Below are 19857 nucleotides of genomic sequence, written 5' to 3'. Positions count from 1 at the left end.
GGTAAGGGATGCTTTATAGGAAGGGGATTAATCGTTTATGATGATCACCTATCTGATGGCTATCATCAGAGCAGCCATCAAATCGTAGGAAAGTTATGAAAAAATTACATTTTGTTGTCATTATTGCTAGCGTGTTTTTCTTGCAAGCTTGTGTCCATAAAATCGTCACCGTGCCTGCCAAAGTCGCCTATAAAACCACCAAAGGCGTAGTCAAAGGCACGGTCGCGGTCGGTAAAGCTATCATACCAGGCGATAGTGATGACGATGATGATAAAAAGGATAAAATAAAACCTTACTTATCACCTATGAGTTTTTAAGATCATCATAGCATGCAAAGTAAGGTTGTTTTTTTATAGACTTAGGCGAATGTATAGCCAGTTTGAACAAATAGAGATGAGGCAATTGTGCCTTATCTCTATTGCTTTAAGGTATTCAATTCATCTTAGCAAACTTTACAGCTTGGCAAACTTTACAGCTTGGCAATCCACTCTTTAATAGCACGTGCTTGCTCAGCGGCATTACCGATATAAGTAGCAGGCGTCAATGCACGTAGGCGTTCTTTATCCGCATCGCTAACAGCCAATAGCTCATCGCTTTCAACAAAGGTTAGCATGGCTTCACGAGTCATGGCATTACCGCGAGTCAAGGCTTTTAGTTTTTCATACGGGTTTTCAACACGGTAGCGACGCATGACCGTTTGAATCGGTTCTGCCAACACTTCTTGCGCTTGATTCAAGTCGTCATTTAAACGCTGTGCATTTAGCTCAAGTTTACCCACCCCTTTTAGGCACGCATCAAAAGCAATCATGCTCTGTGCTAGGCCAACACCGATATTACGTAATACGGTAGAGTCTGACAAATCACGCTGCATACGTGAAATCGGTAACTTCTCACCCAAATGGGCCAGCATCGCGTTGGCAACGCCTAAGTTGCCTTCAGAGTTTTCAAAGTCAATTGGATTAACTTTATGCGGCATGGTAGAAGAGCCAACTTCACCGTCTTTTAGGCGCTGTTTAAAATAGCCTAAGCTAATATATTGCCAAATATCACGGTTAAAATCGATCAAGATGGTATTGAAACGCTTAACAGCATCAAACAACTCAGCGATATAGTCATGTGGCTCAATTTGAGTCGTATAAGGGTTAAAGGTTAACTCTAGACGCTGATTGATAAATGCTTCAGCATGACTCTGCCAGTCGACGTCAGGATACGCTGAAAAATGCGCATTGTAGTTGCCAACGGCGCCATTGATTTTACCCAATAACTCTACTTGATTGATTTGCTTGATTTGACGAGCAAGGCGGTAGGCCACGTTTGCCATCTCTTTACCCAATGTCGTTGGACTGGCTGTCTGACCATGGGTGCGTGATAGCATTGGTTGATCAGCATGAGCAATCGCTAAGTCAACGATGCTATCAGTCACTTGCTGCATTTTGGCAACGACAAGCTTGCGGCTGTCTTTGAGCATCAATGCATACGATAAGTTGTTGATATCTTCACTGGTACAGGCAAAGTGAATAAACTCAAGAGAATCAATTAAAGCGTCCTGACCCCGGAACTTGTTCTTGATAAAGTACTCAACCGCTTTTACATCATGATTGGTCGTCGCTTCGATGTCTTTGATCGCTTGGGCATCGGCTTCACCAAAATCATCAACGATTGCATTCAAAAAAGCGTTGGTCTGGTCATCAAATGCTGCTAATTCACCAATTGCGCTGTTGTCAGCTAAAGACTGCAACCAGCGAATCTCTACCGTAACGCGAGCTTTGATTAGACCAAATTCAGATAAATAAGGACGTAAGCTGTCAGCCTTTGATGCGTAACGACCATCAATTGGAGAGAGCGGTAAGTGGGGTCATGGTTGTGCCTCAGTAGTTATGAAATAAAAAACTGCAAGAGTCTAGATAAAAAATTACCATATAAAAAACGACGTCGAAATCGTTGCGCGTAATATAGCAGAAATATGATATTAAAAAAGTGGTCTATGCAAATAAAGCGATGTTGACCCTCGTCAAAATAAATCTATTTGCTGCATCAACATCTGTGCTTTAAGTTGGGTGTTAGGAATCAATTAAAATCCACATGGTGCATCGATAGATTCAATCACGCCGCCGCCTAAACATACTTCATCGATATAAAATACCGCTGACTGTCCAGGGAGTGACAGCGCGCTGCGGCTCATCAAATACCACTCGAACCTCACTGCCATCAGCATTGGTCGCAAACACGCGGCACGCTTGATCAGGCTGGCGATAGCGAGACTTCTCCATACAGGCTAAGCCTTCGTCGCTAAACACATCCGCAGGTGGTAAACCATCAATCCAATCGAGCTTATAGGCTTTTAGCTCGTTGCTCATTAGCATGGGATGTTCATGCCCTTGACCGACGATTAAACGATTTTTCTCTAAGTCTTTTGCCAATACAAACCACGGCTCCTCGGGACGGTCTTTGACACCGCCAATGCCAATGCCACCGCGCTGACCCAATGTGTAGTACATGAGGCCATCATGAGTACCGATGACTTTATTGTCATCAGTAAGTATCTCGCCTTTTTGGGCAGGCAAGTACTGTTGTAGGAAATCTTTAAAACGGCGCTCACCAATAAAGCAAATACCCGTAGAGTCTTTTTTCTTAGCCGTCGCTAGGTCATGCTCTTCAGCGATTTGACGTACCACTGGCTTTTCAAGCTCGCCAACTGGGAATAAGGTTTTAGCGATTTTGTCACCGCCAACCGCATGCAAAAAGTAGCTTTGGTCTTTATTATTATCAAGACCGCGTAAGAGCTGCGCAACCTCGTCACCTTCGGCATTGATATAGTTCACACTGCGGCGCGTATAGTGACCGGTCGCGATATAATCTGCACCAAGCGTCAACGCATAGTCCAAAAACGCCTTAAACTTAATTTCTTTGTTGCACAAGATATCAGGGTTAGGGGTGCGGCCGGCTTTATATTCTGCCAAAAAGTGCTCAAATACGCGATCCCAATATTCCATCGCAAAGTTGGCCGTGTGCAGTTTGATGCCAATTTTGTCACATACGGCTTGCGCGTCTGCGAGGTCATCCATTGCTGTACAGTATTCGGTGCCGTCATCTTCTTCCCAGTTCTTCATAAACAGGCCTTCAACCTTGAAGCCTGCCTGCTGAAGTAATACGGCTGATACAGAAGAATCGACCCCACCTGACATACCGACGATCACATGCTTGGTGCTAGGATTTTCGACATCAGCAAGTGTTAAAGGGCGATGAGCATTAAAAGACTCAGAAACGGTTGTGCTTGAAGTGTATTGTATGGCTGACATAAAACGGCTCAACTATTTATACGTTATCCAAAGTACATGCCGACGCCAAGCGTTATGCAATCACTACAATGCGTAGTCTCAGCAGAACAACGTCATCTTGTCTTTTGGATCTGGTATTATGATAAAATAAACGTCATATTATACCAGTTAATTGAAACTGGTGGCGACCGATGGTGTCTGGCTACTCGTAAAACCACTTTGAAAATTCAGATAGTGGTTTTGAATTATTTTAATCACCTTTAACTCATCTTGGAATAATAATGATAAAAATTGGTCAAGGTATTGACGTTCATGCTTTTCATAATAATGGTCAGCAGCAACAATATGTCATTCTAGCGGGCGTGCCGATTGAGCATTCTCATAGTTTGCTCGCACACTCTGATGGGGATGTGGTCTTGCATGCATTGGCTGATGCGCTGCTGGGCGCACTTGCACTTGGCGATATTGGGCAGCATTTTCCTGATACCGATGCGGCGCATGCTGGATTGGATTCAAGGATTTTGCTGCGTTATGTTTATAGTAAAGTGCAAGAGGCTGGTTATAGTCTAGGCAATGCTGATATCACGGTGATGTGTGAACGTCCAAAGCTGGCACCGCACAACAAAGCGATGCGCGCTAATATCGCGAGCGACTTACAAACAGATATTAGCAATATCAGTGTAAAAGCCACCACGACTGAAAAATTGGGATTTACGGGTCGTCAAGAAGGCATCATGGCCAATGCCGTGGTATTATTAGTCCCTAATACTGTTGAACCTACATAGATCGAAATTCGTGCTTGTAATACAGCGGCAGTTGCCCCATGTATCAGCCACGTCTTTACACAATTATTTTTATATAAATAATCATTTTAATGAACCGCTTTATCAATAGGAGCTTTTATGAGTGAGCAAACCCCAAACACTACTGCAAACGACGTTGAACAATTGATCCGTGATCAAATCCGTGACAATAAAGTCATTATTTACATGAAAGGCACACCGCAATTTCCGCAGTGTGGTTTTTCAGCGCGCTCTATCGAAGTGTTGACTCAGATTGGTCGTCCATTTGCGTTTGTAAACATTTTAGAAAACCCAGAAATCCGTGCAACGTTGCCAAAAATTGCGAACTGGCCAACGTTCCCACAATTATGGATTGATGGCGAGTTGATGGGCGGGTCAGACATCATCTTGCAAATGTATCAATCAGGCGAGCTAAAGCCATTGGTTGAAGCAAACAGCCCTGCTGCTTAATAATTAAAAGTGTGAGTTGGATGTCTTTAATGTCCAATTAGTCTTTGTAAGATACGAGTGTAAGATACGAGCACAGCAAACCCAAGTAGTCATTAATGGCTATTTGGGTTTTTTTAATATTGCTATTAGTGTCACTAATACTCTATCTATTCTTGTCCCTACTAGTATTTCCACGCGCCTATGTCATTAGGCTTCGTTGTTTTTATGGGATTTACCCCCATATAGTGTCCAAGATACCAGCGATATAAATAATAATTATCAGATAATTAAGAGAGCTTTATGAATAACCAAACCAATGAACAGTCAAATGAGCAGAGAGAAGCGGCTGCGCAAGCAGCGATTGAAAAGCGTCGCGCGCGTTTAAAAAACGAATCTACGCGGATCATTGAGATTGCTAATAATGAGTCATACTCAGCACTGAAGTGTATTCATCAGCTTAGTGTGGCAGGCGGTGCAACTGAAGCGACGTATATCGCTATTGAACAGCGCATTGTTGTGGACCAAGATCCAGCAGGTGCTTATCACTTGGCATTGTTGGCTCAAAACACGCCAGATTTGCCAATCGATGCTCGTCAACTTATCGAATTAGTAGTCAACAAGGGTGATAACCATCAGCGCTTGGCCTTACTCAAAACTTACCATTACCGCCAGTTGAGCTTATCAAAGCGCAGATTTTAGCGAGTGATGATGGTGAGGCGATTGGTCAAATGAATGCCTATCTACAGATAAACCCAGAAGGGTATGGTAGCCATCATATGCTGTCTAGCGGTCAATCGGATCAGATCGTACCCTTGAGCCGTGGAAACAGTAATAACTAAGAGATCATTACGAACTCAAAAGCTAACAACCAAAGTGATGCTGGCGTAAGTATCTTTGCGCTTAATTATAATAGTTTTTATCCTAGCGTTTTTTAAGCGTGAAAAAATTGTTATAATGATGGGTTATTCAACCAATTATGAACGACTTAACTGAGTCGTTATCTTTTTTATAAATACGACTGACGTTTATTTGCTGATGGTTTTCTTATTTGAACATAAGATACGTCAATCAGCAGCGTTATGAGTCAAGTGAGGCACACATGCAATACCCAAAACATTACGACGTGATAGTAATCGGCGGTGGTCATGCTGGCACAGAAGCTGCTCTGGCGGCTGCACGTATGGGCGCTCAGACCTTATTGTTGACCCATAATATCGAGACGCTTGGTCAGATGAGCTGTAATCCCGCGATTGGCGGTATCGGTAAATCGCATTTAGTGCGTGAGATTGACGCGTTAGGCGGCGCGATGGCGCTAGCAACGGACAAAGCAGGTATCCAGTTTCGTGTACTAAACAGCCGTAAAGGCGCTGCTGTGCGTGCCACACGTGCGCAAGCCGACCGTATCTTGTATAAAGCCGCCATTCGCCACACACTAGAGAACCAACCCAATCTGGATTTGTTCCAACAAGCTGCTGACGATATTTTGGTAGAAAATGGCCGTGCGACAGCTGTTGTGACTTCTACAGGTATTATTTTTAAGACCGAAACAGTCGTATTAACCTCAGGCACTTTCTTGGGCGGCGTCATTCATATTGGTCTAGAAAACTCAAATGGTGGCCGTGCAGGGGATCAGCCTTCTATCAAGCTCGCCGATCGTTTGCGTGAGCTTAAGCTACCAGTCGGTCGTCTAAAAACAGGCACGCCAGCACGTATCGACGCCCGTAGCGTTGATTTTAGCGTGATGACGGTACAGCCAGGTGATACGCCGCTGCCTGTCATGAGCTATATGGGTGATGTCTCTATGCATCCTGAGCAGGTTAACTGCTATATCACACATACCAATGCGCGCACCCACGATATCATCCGTGAAAATCTTGACCGCTCACCGATGTTCTCTGGCAAAATTGAAGGCGTCGGCCCGCGTTATTGTCCGTCTATCGAAGATAAAATTCATCGTTTTGCGGACAAAGACAGCCATCAGATCTTTATTGAGCCAGAAGGCCTGACCACGCATGAGCTGTATCCGAATGGTATCTCAACCAGTTTGCCGTTTGATGTGCAGTTAGATTTTATTCATAGCATGAAAGGGCTTGAGAACGCCCATATCACGCGTCCAGGCTATGCCATCGAGTATGATTATTTTGATCCGCAAAATCTCAAGCCCACGCTTGAGACCAAATCAATTGATCGTCTGTACTTTGCTGGTCAAATTAACGGTACGACTGGCTACGAAGAAGCGGGCGTGCAGGGTTTGCTAGCAGGGACCAATGCCGCATTGGTCACTACTAACAATAGCGAGTTTGACACGTGGACACCGCGCCGTGATGAAGCGTATCTTGGCGTACTTGTGGATGATTTGATCACCCATGGTACGACCGAGCCTTATCGTATGTTTACGAGCCGTGCAGAGTATCGTTTATTGCTACGTGAAGACAATGCCGATCAGCGCTTAACTGAGACGGGTCGCAAGCTAGGGCTGGTAGATGATGTGCGCTGGCAAGCATATCAAGAAAAAATGGAAGCGATCTCGACAGAGACGTCACGCCTAAAAGACATGTGGGCCACGCCGACAAATACCTTGGGTCAGAAACTGTCTGAGCAGACAGGTGAGGTACTCTCTAAAGAATCGACTGCCTTTGATTTGTTAAAGCGTCCGCAAATACGTTTTGCTGATATCGCGGCTATTACTGACTCAACCGTTGATGCGCAAGTAGGAGAGCAGATCGAGATTTCTGTCAAATATGCCGGCTATATCGATCGTCAGCAAGAAGATATTGATCAAATGAAGCGCTTAGAAAACACGGCGCTACCGCTAGATTTTGATTATAGGGTGGTATCAGGGCTATCAAACGAGATTGTACAAAAACTCACGCAAGTTCGTCCTGCGACGCTAGCTCAAGCTGGACGTGTCAGCGGTGTCACACCTGCGGCCATACAGTTATTGGCGATGACGGTCAAAAAACATAAAAAAGCAAAGGCTGCGCTTGACTCGTAACGGTAGTATGCCAAAGCCTTTTATAACAACGCATCCATGATATAAAAAAGCCCGTAATAATATTTTATTGCGGGCTTTTGTTTAATAAAAACCACTCTATTATCGAAATAAAGTCTCATTCAAACTTGTCTTACTTGCTGCTTTGTCTCTATACTAGGTCGTAAAATCTGATTATTACTTATTAAATTTTCTTGTTGATGCTCATATCATGATGGGCTTGTCACCGAATTGAGCCTATTTATGATTGATGCTATTGTTTTTGCTATTACTATTGTATTCCCCAACCTTGCTTTGATGTGGTTGGGTTTTTTTATGCAAAGACGTGGCGAGGGCGAGCCAAAGTTTCATTGATCAGGCATCCAGCTTTGTTTTTAACTACTGCCTGCCTTGCTTGCTATTCTTTAGCGTGGTCGATAGCGATGTTGATTATGGTCAGCAAGTTAAGCTAATTTTTGTTGGTATTTTGGTGACATTTGTCCTGTTCTTTGGGGCGGAGCTGTATGCCAAACGCTTCGTCAAACGTCCTGCCGACCAAGGCGTGTTCGTACAAGGTATTTTCCGTAGCAACATGGCTATTATTGGCCTCGCAACCGTTGCCAATGCTTATGGTGAGCGTGGTTTAAGTATTGGTGCCGTTTACATGGGCGTAGTCACCATATTGTTCAATATTTTAGCGGTCATTACGTTAAGTCGTGTCTCTAAAAATGTGGATGATACTTTGATCAGTCGCAGTATTATGATCATCAAAAGGTATTTACCAACCCACTTATTTTGGCATTGCTATCAGCATTTGCTTATAAGGCATTGCCATTGCCACCACTCACAGGTGTGATTCACACGACTGGTGATTTGTTGGCAGCGGTTGCATTGCCGCTGGCACTGATTTGCGCTGGTGCTAGTATTGATTTGAAATCGATGCTGAGTGCCTCAGGGTTATCTATGCAGGCAAGTATTGGTCGGATTGTGATTGCACCCCTCGTCGCCATTGCGATTGGCTTGGCATTTGGTTTATCAGGCGTTCATATGGGCGTGTTATTCTTGATGGTGGCCTCACCAGCTGCTGCGGCCAGTTATGTGATGGCGAAGGCTATGGGTGGCAATGATGTGCTCGCGGCAAATATCTTGGCGTTTACGACGGTGGTTGGTATGTTTGGCATGGCGTTTGGTGCGGCCGCCTTACGTGCGCTTGGTCTGATGTAGCTTATATAGTCAGTGCTTTGTTGGACATAGCGTCAACTGGTTAAAAACCCCCTTTTTCTATTTTGAAAAGGGGGTTTTTAATGTCAATTCTATATTGTCTCGGTTACGCTTTTCTTCTTGACGTTGCTTACGCTTAGGACTGGTACGGTAGGTCAGATACCCACCGATAACCATGACTGCAAGAAATGCCAAGATATACATAAATATCGACGAGCCAATCATAAGTGATGCACCGATAACCGCAGTTGCTTCCATGTCAAAAATCCAGTTAAGGTTTGGCAATAATTATGCAAGTGTCTCATTTGATTGTAAAGTAAATAAGTTTAGCTCCGGTGTAAGTTCAAGTGAACGAATACGCGCTGCTTGATTATGTACATTAGCGGTTACAATCAATTCATCTGGTTGATGGGTTGCCAAAAACGCAGCCAATTTTGGTTTGACCGTTTCGACAGATCCGATGAATGAAACTGACAGCGCATTATCTACCATCATTTTTTCTGCTTGGCTCCAGATGCTGTCCATATCGTGCGTAGGTTTTGGCATTTGACCTGTCTCACCACGGCGCAAACGTACAAAACTCTGCTGTGCTGAGGTAAAGTGATACTGAGCAGTCTCATCGTCGTCAGCCAGTAACAAGTTTGCAGCCAGCATGACATAAGGCTTATCTAAATAGGCAGACGGCTTGAATTGCTCACGATAGGCTTTAATTGCTTGTCCGAGCATTTGCGGTGCAAAATGTGAGGCAAACACATAGGGCAGTCCTAAATGCGCGGCTAAGGTCGCACCAAATAGGGACGAGCCCAATATCCAAATAGGGACGCCTGATCTGGCGCCGGGGAACGCTTGTACAGGGCTGCCATCTGTATCATTGCCCAAAAAGTACATCAGCTCTTGGACGTCTTGCGGGAAGCGCTCAGCATCTTTCATTTGCCGGCGCAGTGCCTGAAACGTCGCGCCATCTGTCCCCGGTGCGCGGCCCAAGCCTAAATCAACGCGGTCTCCGTACAATGCCTGCAATGTGCCAAATTGCTCAGCGATAACGAGCGGTGCATGATTTGGTAGCATCACGCCGCCTGCACCAATACGGATACGCTTGGTTTGGCTACCGATATGTGACAGTAGGACTGAGGTCGCTGCACTAGCGATACCCGGCATATTATGATGCTCTGCCATCCAGTAACGGTTTAAGCCAGACTTCTCTGCTTGTTGAGCGGTTGCCACGGTTTGGGCGATGCCTTCAGCGATGGTATGGCCTTCAGGTACAGGTGCTAGATCCAAAAACGATAAAGGGATTTTGTTATTCATAAATTATCCAGTAGAGTGATTAATTACTTTCTCTTGATATGCTTGTCATTGATATCGATTTCAAGCCGTGTGACCAAGCAGTAATAATTCATAACAAAGCGCCATTAGTGGGTAGTAGGTATAGCTAGCAAAAGATAAGGCTGCTGATAAGCTTGCTATCAAACATATCTATATCAAAAGTATTTGTATAACAAAACCAGTCGCACATAAAAAAAGCAGGCAACCTAAGTTACCTGCTTTTTTGAAATGACATTATGTAAATGGTAAGTTTTTTAAATCACTTATTTGGCTTGATCGCCAAGCTTATAAGCGACCACATAATCACCAATCTTCGTACCTACTGAACCATGTCCACCAGCTACCAATACCACCATCTGCTCACCTTTGGAGTTCAAGTAGGTCATAGGTGTAGCTTGACCACCTGCTGGAATACGTACATTCCATAGGACATCGCCATTTTCAAATCATAAGCACGGAAGTTGTTTTCTGTTGCTGCTGACAAGAATGCGACGCCACCTTTAGTGATGATAGGGCCGCCAATACCAGGTACCCCCAATTCAAACTTGATTGGAATAGGAGATAAGTCCTGTACAGTACCGTTTTTGCGCTGATACGCAATCTCGCCTGTGGCCAGATCAGCACCTGCGATCGTACCCCATGGTGGCTGCTGACAAGGTACACCAAGTGGTGATAAGAATGGTCCCATTTCTACCGCATAGTCTGCGCCTTCATTGGCATTCACACCTTGTTCACCTTTATTGGTCTCCAACATCGCCAAGTGTGTCTTTAGGGATGAGTTTTGAGGTAAAGGCAAGGTAAGTTGGCATACCGAACATCACGCCATTTTCAGGATCGACAGCGAGACCGCCCCAGTTAAAGGTACCAAAGTTACCAGGATAGACTAACGTACCGTTGGTTGATGGCGGCGTATAGCGACCGTCGTAGTTGAGTTTGTTGAACTCAATACGGCACATCATCTGATCGATGAGACTTGCGCCCCACATATCTTTTTCAGTCAGTTTCTCAGGCGCAAAGCTCAGACCAGAGTAAGGCTGTGTAGGCGATGCATGTTCACCAGCAATGAGGTAGCCTTGCGGTGCATCACGTTCTTTGATAGGTACAATAGGCTCGCCTGTGGCACGGTTCAAGACATAAACATCGCCTTGTTTGGTCGGTATAACCAATGCAGGCTGGACACCATCAGCGGTATTTAAGTCAAGCAATGTTGGCTGAGCAGGCGTATCCATATCCCAAAGATCATGATGGACAAACTGCTGTACCCAGCGCGCTTCACCAGTTTTCAGATCTAGTGCAACCACAGAGGTTGCATACTTTTCTTCAGCAGCATTACGATAGCTACCGAGCTGATCGGGCGTGCGATTGCCCATTGGGAAGTAGGCCAAGCCAAGCTCTTCATCAGCACTGGCAGTCGACCATGAGTTTGGCGAGCTGGTGCGATAGACTTGAGTTGGATCATTGACATCAAAAGGGGCTGTGTTGTCAGGATCGCCTGAATCCCAGTTCCACATAAGCTCGCCAGTATTCACGTCATAAGCACGGATCACACCAGAGGGTGAGTTTACATCGTAGTTGTCGTTAACAGCACCAGCGACAATAATAACGCCGCCTGCAACCACTGGGGCAGACGTTGAGTAGTAGTAGCCTGCTTGCTGGAACGGCATGTTGTGCATGAGGTCTAATGCACCATCTTCACCAAAGTCTTGACAGCGTTGTCCTGTTTTTTGGATCGAGGGCATATAGCTTGGCATCAGAAGTTGGGATAAAGATCTTGGCATCGCATTGCTTGGAAGGATTTTCAAAGGTATTTCCAGCAATTTTTTGCACCAATGTATCGCCAGTCGCAGCCGGTTTATTAGCCGCTACTACGTTATTATCAGTGGTGTCACTGACGGCGCTATTGCTAGCTGTCTCGGTATTAGCATTAGCTGCTGGCGTAGTGCTGTTTGTACCAGCTTGACCAGCGTAATAAGAGACACCGCGGCAAGTTTGATGCTGACGTTGGAGGTTTTCGCCAACCTTAGGATCGAACTTCCATAGAGTCTCACCAGAGTCGGCATCTAATGCTAGCACCCAGTTATGCGGCGTACACATATAAAGAGCGTTGCCGATCTTTAGTGGGGTTGCTTGATAAGTGGTTTCACCAACGTCATTAGGACCTTTGATATCGCCTGTTTGGATTTGCCAAGCGAGTTCTAAATCTTTGACATTCTCTGTGTTGATTTGAGTCAAAGGAGAATAGCGTTGGCCATAGTCAGTACGGCCATAGGCGCTCCACTCACCATCTGGTGTTTGCTCGCCATTTGATAATGGGTCGCCAAGGTTGGTAGAAGTGGCGTTTTGATCGCCGTCATCTTTGGCAGTTAAATCGAGCTCGCCCAATTTGTCGGTGGCATTATTGGCCATACTACCGAAAGAGAGCAGTGCGCCCACAACCACACTGGCCATTAGTCCCCAATAATAAAGAGGACTTTTCTTAGTGTTGTTGGTGGTTGTTACTTGAGCGTGTTTCCCGTGCATCTTCTTAGAGACCCACGGTAAAAGCATTAATAAACCAAATATTAGTGGGAAACCCAAGCGAGTTGCCAGCGCCCACCAATAAAATCCAGATTCCCAAAGCGACCATACTAGTGTCACAACGATAAATATCGCGTACACCCCGTAAGCGCTCCAGTGTTTTTTGAACAATAAAAATGCTGTCGTTAACATCATAACGCCAGCAAAAGATAGTAAGGACTACCGCCTAAAGAGAGCAGATAAGCGCCGCCAATAATCAAGGGGACGGCAAAAACTGCCATAATGATCGCTACGAGTTTTTCCATGAGCGGTATCACCTGTTACATAGAAGCAAATGGACATGCAGTGATCGACACCCAGTACAATTAAATGTCTAGGCGTCCAGCAATACATGCAGAAATAAAAACGAAATAAAACGTTGAATAACGTTCTAGACTGTATTTTATCACTTATGCATAAGCTCGGTAAAGGTGGGGTAAGGTAAGACCAGCGATTTAGACCCTTTGTTTTAGTTGTCGAATTGCTTCTGACACAGCTCCATAAAGGCACGACCATACTGGCGGATTTCCGCATCATCACGCACCGCCATCCAACTGGTAAAGCGTCCGAAGTGATCGACTGGTATGGCAGTTAGGTTCTGATAATGACTCGGTTCAAATGCCATCTCGGCAATAATACCAATGCCTAAGCCAAGTCCTACATAGGTACTAATGACGTCGGCATCAAGCGCGGCGATTACGATATCTGGCTCTAGACCTGCTGCTTCAAAGGTTTTATCAATCGCGCCGCGTCCAGTAAAGCCGCCGTGATAGGTCACAATAGGATAGCTGGCAAGGGTTGGCAAATCGATAGAGTCTTGCTTGGCAAGCTCGTGATCGCTTGGCACGATGACACGATGCGTCCAGTCGTAATAGCGGTAGCATCTGAGATAGTTATTGTGAAGTAGGGACTCCGTTGCGATGCCGATATCAGCCTGACCACGAATCACCATCTGCGCGATGGTCTCAGGATCGGCTTGTTGCAAGATCAAATTGACTTTGGGAAAGCGCTCTTTGAATTCTTTAACCACCTTCGGCAGCACATAGCGTGCCTGCGTGTGGGTCGTCGCAATGGTCAATGTGCCGATATTAGGATTATTAAAATCAAGGCTTAGATTTTCAATGGTACGAATCTCGGCAAAGATGGACTCGATATGTGGCATAAGCGCCGTACCCATGGTGGTCAGCCCTGTCAGCCGCTTTCCTTGACGAATAAATACTTCGGTCTTCAGTTGGTTTTCAAGTGCCGCGATATGCTTTGACAAGCTCGATTGACTGGTATGTAGCACAGTCGCTGCTTGACTTAAGTTATAGCCATTAATCACCGTATGCCATACTGTTTCCAACTGTTTGAGCTGAATTTGCAAATGTCGCTGATTGACCACTACATCGATTGCCATCACTGAATCCTATTGTGTAACAATACAAACCTTACCTATATCTGAAAGATTTGTATATGAAAGTAAAAACTTACAAATGTGCCATAAGAGCGTAGTGTAAAACAAAGCTATTATTCTTGTATATAATAAATAGCTATCAATTTATAATAATTATGAATATAGGAGTAGGGTTTTAATATTAGTTATAAGTATCTATTTTATCAACGCAAAACAACCAAAATAGTACTAGCTATTGTGTTAGACACAAACATAAAACAGCTGCCTTCTAAAAGACAGCTGCTCATCATCTATATGCTCATCTATGACCAATCAGTTTGGCGAACCAGACTTATTTGGCGATATCGTAACGATCCGCATTCATGACTTTGCTCCAAGCGCTAACGAAATCACGAACGAATTTCTCTAAGTTATCGTCCTGCGCATATAGCTCAGCATAAGCACGCAAGATAGAGTTTGAGCCAAATACTAAATCCACACGGCTGGCTTGCCATTTGGTATTACCGGTACTACGCTCACGTATTTCGTAACTATTGACCGTGTTGCTTGGCTCGTCACCTGTTTTCACGGGATGCCACGTGTAGTTCATGTCGGTCAAGTTGACAAAGAAGTCATTGGTCAAGACCCCAACACGGTCAGTGAAGACGCCTTGTTGGCTCTGTCCATGGTTGGTATCAAGGACGCGCATACCGCCAATCAATACCACCATCTCAGGCGCTGTCAATCCCATTAGCTGCGTGCGATCGAGCAGCATCTCTTCAGGAGAGACCGCATAGTCTTCTTTGACCCAGTTGCGATAGCCGTCATGCAAAGGCTCTAAGTCTGCAAAGATTCGGTATCGGTCATTGCCGCTTCTGCATCACCGCGACCTGCGGTAAATGGTACCGTAACCTCTATGCCTGCATCATTCGCTGCCTGCTCAATAGCAGTATTACCAGCAAGCACAATCAAATCGGCCAAGCTCACGTCTTTATCAAAGTCAGACTGAATGCGGGTTAACGCCTCAAGAACACGTTGCAGCTGCTCTGGCTCATTGCCTGCCCAGTCCTTTTGCGGGGCTAAGCGGATACGTGCGCCATTTGCACCGCCGCGATAGTCTGATGCGCGGAATGTACGTGCGCTGTCCCATGCGGTAATGATTAATTCACGGCGGCTCAAATCACTGTCCAATATTTGCGATTTCAGCGCTGCAATATCATCAGCATTCAAGTCTGCATTGCCTGCTGGAATAGGATCCTGCCAGATAAAGTCTTCGCTCGGTACATCTGCCCCTAAGTAACGAGATTTAGGCCCTAGGTCACGGTGAGTTAGCTTGAACCATGCTTTGGCAAACACCTCATCAAAATACGCTGGGTCGTTATGGAATTTCTCTGAAATCTCGCGATAAACAGGATCTTTGATCAATGCCATGTCAGCATCAGTCATGATCGGATTACGGCGGACACTTGGATCATGAGCATCTAATGGACGATCTTCTTCTTTAATATCTGTGGGCTCCCACTGCCATGCACCTGCTGGACTTTTGGTTAATGCCCAATTGTGGTTCAATAATAATTCAAAATAGCCATGATCCCACTGAGTTGGATTGGTTGTCCACGCGCCTTCAATACCACTTGAAACAGTATCACCTGCATTGCCATTACCTTTAGGATTGCGCCAGCCTAGACCTTGCTCTTTGACGTCTGCCGCTTCTGGCTCGTCTTCTAGTGTGGTCGCATCGCCATTACCGTGACACTTACCAACGGTATGACCACCCGCGGTCAAGGCAACCGTTTCTTCATCATTCATTGACATACGCGCAAACGTCGTACGCATATCTTGAGCGGTTTTCAACGGGTCGGGGTTACCGTCAACGCCCTCAGGGTTGACATAGATTAAGCCCATTTGTACCGCTGCTAGTGGGTTTTCGAGGGATGCACGGTCTTTATCGCTATCGTAACGGTTTTCGGTCGGTGCCAGCCATTCGCGTTCAGAACCCCAGTAGATGTCTTTTCTGGATGCCAAATATCAGCACGACCACCAGCAAAGCCTAGCGTTTTAAAGCCCATAGACTCGTAAGCCATGTTGCCTGCCAAAATCATCAAATCAGCCCATGACAGTTTGTTGCCGTACTTTTTCTTGATGGGCCATAGTAGGCGGCGCGCTTTGTCTAGGTTGGCGTTGTCCGGCCAGCTATTTAGTGGCGCAAAGCGTTGATTACCAGTATTAGAACCGCCGCGACCATCGGCACCGCGATATGTACCCGCTGAATGCCACGCCATACGAATCATCAAGCCACCATAATGACCCCAATCTGCTGGCCACCACTCTTGTGATTCAGTCATGAGGTTTTTCAAATCGGTTTTGACCGCTTCTAAATCAAGTCGTTTAAAAGCTTCAGCATAATCAAAGTCTGCTCCCATTGGGTCAGTCTTTTGTCTTGCTGATGCAATATGTCTAGGTTCAAGCTATTCGGCCACCAGTCAGTCGCAGCAGAGGCGGTGGTAGTATGCGCTTGATGCATGACGGGACAGCCGCCCATGCTAGGACGCTGCGGTGCGTGTGTTTGATCAACGTTTTCACTATGAATCGTCGGTCCCTTATCATCACCCTTGATCATAAGTTGTATTGGTTGCGGTGTCGCTGTTACCTTGGTGGTTTATCGGGCAACCAGCGGTATCTTGCGTGGTGTTTTTGTCGGTTGGGGTGTTGGTTGAATCGGACATGGCAAAACTCCTGGGCTATGATAATAGAAAGAACAAACCGTCAATTAAGATAATCATTGTTGATATAGAGAGCATAACGAAGTACTGTTTATTTATAAAACTAATATATAAAAATTATATGTTTTAAATTATTAATCATTAATTCTTGGTGTAGTACCTCATCCAGCTTGCTATTAACGCCATTGCTTTATCACGAGGAGAGATAGTGATGAGCCAAGCAAACTGATACTGATGCTATCTCTATCTACATATTGCCGATAAATGAAAGCGTTGTTAGACATCTTTGATGAGAGTAAGTAGTAAGAAAACTAAGGACTGGTTTAACCATAGTGAAAGGTTGCTATAATCTTCGTTACTGCAGCGAAATATAAGCCGTTATGAAAGTGCCAGAATCAATGAGTTAATGCAAAACATCTAGTCAAGGTAGCGGTTCTCAAGTACCATAACTGAATTTTGTTGTAATGATCATATTGGTGCAACGTAGAGCAATTTTTATCGATCTTTTTATGGATAACTGATTCTAAAGATTGATAAAAATTGTGCGCAGTTGTGTTATTTGTCTCAATTGTTGGTGAGTTATTATGTCTGCTGTCAAATCTGTACCACCTAAACCTCCCATCGCCAAAAAAATCATGGGGCGAGGCGGCGAAAGCCTATCTTGATCGGCGTGCTATGATCATGCTGTTTTTGGGTTTTGCGGCTGGTATTCCTATTTTGCTTATTTTCTCCAGCTTGTCGTTATGGCTGCGTGAGGCGGGATTTGATCGCAGTGTAGTGACGACCTTTAGTTGGGCGGCATTGGGATATTCGTTCAAGTTCATTTGGGCGCCCCTAGTAGATGCGGTGCCGCTACCGATATTGACTAGATTACTGGGCCGCCGTCGTAGCTGGATTTTGATTGCACAGCTCTTAATTATTTTGGCGATTTATATGATGGCCAGCATCAATCCGACCGATGAGAGCAGTTTGCACTATATGGCCATGGCAGCCGTGCTATTAGGCTTTTCATCCGCCACGCAAGATATTGTGGTCGATGCCTATCGTATTGAGCTTGCCCCTGCGAGTTTTCAGTCAGTATTGTCGGCAATGTATACCGCAGGCTACCGTTTAGGGATGATTTTTGCAGGCGCAGGTGCGCTCTATTTGGCAGATTATTTCGGTTCGACTGAAGAGTTTTATAGTTACGAAGCGTGGCGCAATACTTATTGGATCATGGCAGCAGTGATGGGCGTAGGTGTGGTGACCACGCTGATAATTCGGGAGCCTGTGAGCGAGCAGATACGTATTGATCGTCCCGCCTCTGACTATGCCCGTTTGGTATTGGTATTTGTATTGTCGGTCGCCGCTTTTATCATCGCTTTTGTCAATGTTGGTGCGTTACTGCCAGAGACAGACAGTGTGATGTTTGCTTTTTTACTTGAAGTTGTCCATCTGTTAACCAGCTTACTGGTGGCATCAGTTGTGGGTTACTTATCTGTCAAAGTGGGCGTGGTCAAACAAGAAATGGCTTATACCACTTGGGTCGAACCAGTCGTTGATTTTTTCCGTCGTTATGGCAAAAAAGCATTATTGCTACTGGCCTTGATTGGTTTATACCGGATTTCTGATATCGTCGCAGGGGTCATCTCGAACGTCTTTTATCAAGACATGGGGTTCAGTAAGACAGACATTGCCAATGCTGTGAAACTGGTTGGTGTCATCATGGTTATTGCAGGTGGCTTTTTGGGTGGTATTTTGGCTCCAAAAACTGCGTATGATGCAGGCGATGATGGTCGGTGCCATCTTGGCTTGTGTGACGAATTTATTATTTGTCCTGCTCACTTACCATCCTGGTAGCTTGCCGCATATGTACGTGGCAGTGATTTTTGATAATCTAGCGGCAGGCCTTGCCAGCGCTGTATTCATTGCGTTCTTGTCTGCCTTGACCTCGATTCGTTTTTACCGCGGTACAGTATGCTATTTTCTCCTCATTAATGACGTTGCTACCTAAGGTGATGGGTGGCTACTCTGGGGCTATCGTTGACAATATGGGCTATCCATTTTTCTTTATTTTCACCTTTGCGATTGGTATGCCAATTTTGATCTTAATCTACTTGGTCGATAAACACATTGTGATTGGTGATAATGATGACATATATGGTGATGACAAACTAGCGAAAGCAAATCCAAACCTGACCGATACCAATGAGCCACCGCGCGCTTCAGAGTAGCATTGGCAGTACTTTTATCTTTATTTACGATATCTTTAAGAGTGACTTATGACCGCATTGACCATTCGTCAAATAAAGCAGCAAATTGGTCAACTGATGAATGGTGAGACAAATCGTCAGATACCGTCGTTTTGGCCAACGGATTGGCTGCTATATGTTATTGATAAACCTTCACTATTTTTGATTACTGACGAAGATTATCAGCTGACAGAAAGTGAGCAAAGGCGGTTTTATACTGGTATGGTTAAGATGCAAGAAGGGACGCCGCTCGCTTATTTGACGGGTCAACAAGCATTTTGGTCGCTGAATTTTGTGGTCAATGAGCATACTTTGATTCCCAGACCCGATACCGAGGTATTGGTCGAGCAAGTATTGAATTGGATTAATGCTCAGCCAGTATCTAATCCTCATAAGCGCTTACTTGACTTGGGTACAGGCTCAGGTTGTATTGCTATCAGTTTGGCTCATGAATTAAAAAAAGACAATTGGCAAGTGGTCGCCGTTGATTTGTCGCTTGAGGCGCTCGATATTGCTCGGCATAATGCGGATTTTAATGGTGTCACTAATATTGAATTTATCCAAAGCAGTTGGTATCAAGCGCTATCTACTGATGACGAATGTCGGTTTGATGTGATTGTCTCAAATCCGCCTTATATTGATGAGGCAGACGAGCATTTGGCAGGTCTAACCGCTGAACCGATCAGCGCGCTGAGTGCACCCAATCATGGTTTGGCTGATATTGAGCATATTGTCCAGCAGGCACCGTCTTATTTGTGCAAAAAAGGACTGCTGGCTATCGAGCATGGCCATGACCAAGGGGTTGCGGTTCGACGGTTATTTTTGGAGAATGGTTTTGAGTCAGTACACACGGTACAAGATTACGGTGGTAATGATCGTGTCACAGTAGGGCAATATCCATAAATAGGCTTTATGGATAGACATTTTTAATTATAGGTTGCAAA

14 protein-coding genes and 4 pseudogenes are annotated in these 19857 nt (G+C 45.0%); 8 read left to right on the top strand and 10 right to left on the bottom strand.

Features of this window, described 5'->3' with window-relative positions; genetic code table 11:
* The first annotated feature begins 95 nt into the window (after positions 1 to 95).
* On the top strand, positions 96 to 317 hold the full coding sequence (locus PKHYL_RS09515) for an NF038104 family lipoprotein (protein WP_240365016.1): 222 nt from the start codon (positions 96 to 98) through the stop codon (positions 315 to 317).
* 152 nt (positions 318 to 469) lie between these two features.
* Here PKHYL_RS09515 and purB read toward each other — a convergent pair whose 3' ends face one another.
* Both purB and mnmA read right to left on the bottom strand, forming a co-directional pair.
* Positions 470 to 1834 carry an adenylosuccinate lyase gene (purB, locus tag PKHYL_RS09510; RefSeq protein WP_240366520.1) on the bottom strand — a complete coding sequence of 455 codons (1365 nt, stop codon included), beginning with the start codon at positions 1832 to 1834 and terminating at the stop codon, positions 470 to 472.
* 237 nt (positions 1835 to 2071) lie between these two features.
* Positions 2072 to 3185: pseudogene (gene mnmA / locus PKHYL_RS09505) on the bottom strand (tRNA 2-thiouridine(34) synthase MnmA).
* A 374-nt stretch (positions 3186 to 3559) separates the two neighbouring features.
* Here mnmA and ispF point away from each other — a divergent pair.
* The 5 genes and pseudogenes from ispF (at position 3560) to PKHYL_RS09480 (ending at position 8705) form a co-directional block, all read left to right on the top strand.
* A complete protein-coding gene (ispF, locus tag PKHYL_RS09500; RefSeq protein WP_058025333.1) occupies positions 3560 to 4063 on the top strand; it encodes a 2-C-methyl-D-erythritol 2,4-cyclodiphosphate synthase in 504 nt (167 codons plus the stop codon).
* Positions 4064 to 4180: 117 nt separating this feature from the next.
* Positions 4181 to 4531, top strand: coding sequence for a Grx4 family monothiol glutaredoxin (gene grxD / locus PKHYL_RS09495; RefSeq protein ID WP_071001428.1), 351 nt, complete (start codon positions 4181 to 4183; stop codon positions 4529 to 4531).
* A 279-nt stretch (positions 4532 to 4810) separates the two neighbouring features.
* A complete protein-coding gene (locus tag PKHYL_RS09490; protein ID WP_240365015.1) occupies positions 4811 to 5209 on the top strand; it encodes a hypothetical protein in 399 nt (132 codons plus the stop codon).
* A gap of 400 nt (positions 5210 to 5609) precedes the next feature.
* A complete protein-coding gene (gene mnmG / locus PKHYL_RS09485) occupies positions 5610 to 7505 on the top strand; it encodes a tRNA uridine-5-carboxymethylaminomethyl(34) synthesis enzyme MnmG (RefSeq protein WP_223332893.1) in 1896 nt (631 codons plus the stop codon).
* 240 nt (positions 7506 to 7745) lie between these two features.
* Positions 7746 to 8705 (top strand): annotated as a pseudogene (locus PKHYL_RS09480) (AEC family transporter).
* Between the two features lie 57 nt (positions 8706 to 8762).
* On the opposite strand, the gene PKHYL_RS09475 reads toward PKHYL_RS09480, so the two are convergent.
* From PKHYL_RS09475 to katG, 8 genes and pseudogenes are all read right to left on the bottom strand, one after another.
* Complete coding sequence (locus PKHYL_RS09475) at positions 8763 to 8960, bottom strand: hypothetical protein (RefSeq protein ID WP_240365014.1); 198 nt, start codon at positions 8958 to 8960, stop codon at positions 8763 to 8765.
* 30 nt (positions 8961 to 8990) lie between these two features.
* On the bottom strand, positions 8991 to 10010 hold the full coding sequence (locus PKHYL_RS09470; RefSeq protein WP_240365013.1) for an LLM class flavin-dependent oxidoreductase: 1020 nt from the start codon (positions 10008 to 10010) through the stop codon (positions 8991 to 8993).
* Between the two features lie 281 nt (positions 10011 to 10291).
* On the bottom strand, positions 10292 to 10414 hold the full coding sequence (locus PKHYL_RS17565; protein WP_269778144.1) for a hypothetical protein: 123 nt from the start codon (positions 10412 to 10414) through the stop codon (positions 10292 to 10294).
* Positions 10411 to 10782 carry a hypothetical protein gene (locus PKHYL_RS09465; RefSeq protein WP_240365012.1) on the bottom strand — a complete coding sequence of 124 codons (372 nt, stop codon included), beginning with the start codon at positions 10780 to 10782 and terminating at the stop codon, positions 10411 to 10413. Before PKHYL_RS09465 ends, PKHYL_RS17565 begins: the two co-directional genes overlap by 4 nt.
* Complete coding sequence (locus PKHYL_RS09460) at positions 10766 to 11767, bottom strand: hypothetical protein (RefSeq protein ID WP_240365011.1); 1002 nt, start codon at positions 11765 to 11767, stop codon at positions 10766 to 10768. The genes PKHYL_RS09465 and PKHYL_RS09460 overlap by 17 nt, the downstream gene beginning before the upstream one ends.
* Positions 11721 to 12740, bottom strand: a complete 1020-nt coding sequence (locus PKHYL_RS09455) for a hypothetical protein (RefSeq protein WP_240365010.1) — start codon at positions 12738 to 12740, stop codon at positions 11721 to 11723. The genes PKHYL_RS09460 and PKHYL_RS09455 overlap by 47 nt, the downstream gene beginning before the upstream one ends.
* A gap of 313 nt (positions 12741 to 13053) precedes the next feature.
* On the bottom strand, positions 13054 to 13983 hold the full coding sequence (locus tag PKHYL_RS09450) for a LysR substrate-binding domain-containing protein (RefSeq protein ID WP_240365009.1): 930 nt from the start codon (positions 13981 to 13983) through the stop codon (positions 13054 to 13056).
* 328 nt (positions 13984 to 14311) lie between these two features.
* A pseudogene (gene katG / locus PKHYL_RS09445) lies at positions 14312 to 16501 on the bottom strand (catalase/peroxidase HPI).
* Positions 16502 to 17357: 856 nt separating this feature from the next.
* On the opposite strand from katG, the pseudogene PKHYL_RS09435 reads away from it, so the two are divergent.
* Positions 17358 to 18895 (top strand): annotated as a pseudogene (locus tag PKHYL_RS09435) (AmpG family muropeptide MFS transporter).
* Between the two features lie 48 nt (positions 18896 to 18943).
* Positions 18944 to 19816 (top strand): peptide chain release factor N(5)-glutamine methyltransferase, encoded by an 873-nt coding sequence (gene prmC / locus PKHYL_RS09430; RefSeq protein ID WP_240365007.1) that lies wholly within the window; start codon positions 18944 to 18946, stop codon positions 19814 to 19816.
* Positions 19817 to 19857: the final 41 nt, after the last annotated feature.

The sequence above is a fragment of the Psychrobacter sp. KH172YL61 genome, assembly GCF_007182895.1.
Taxonomy (GTDB): Bacteria; Pseudomonadota; Gammaproteobacteria; order Pseudomonadales; family Moraxellaceae; genus Psychrobacter; species Psychrobacter pacificensis.
This window is presented reverse-complemented; position numbering and strand designations above follow the sequence as displayed.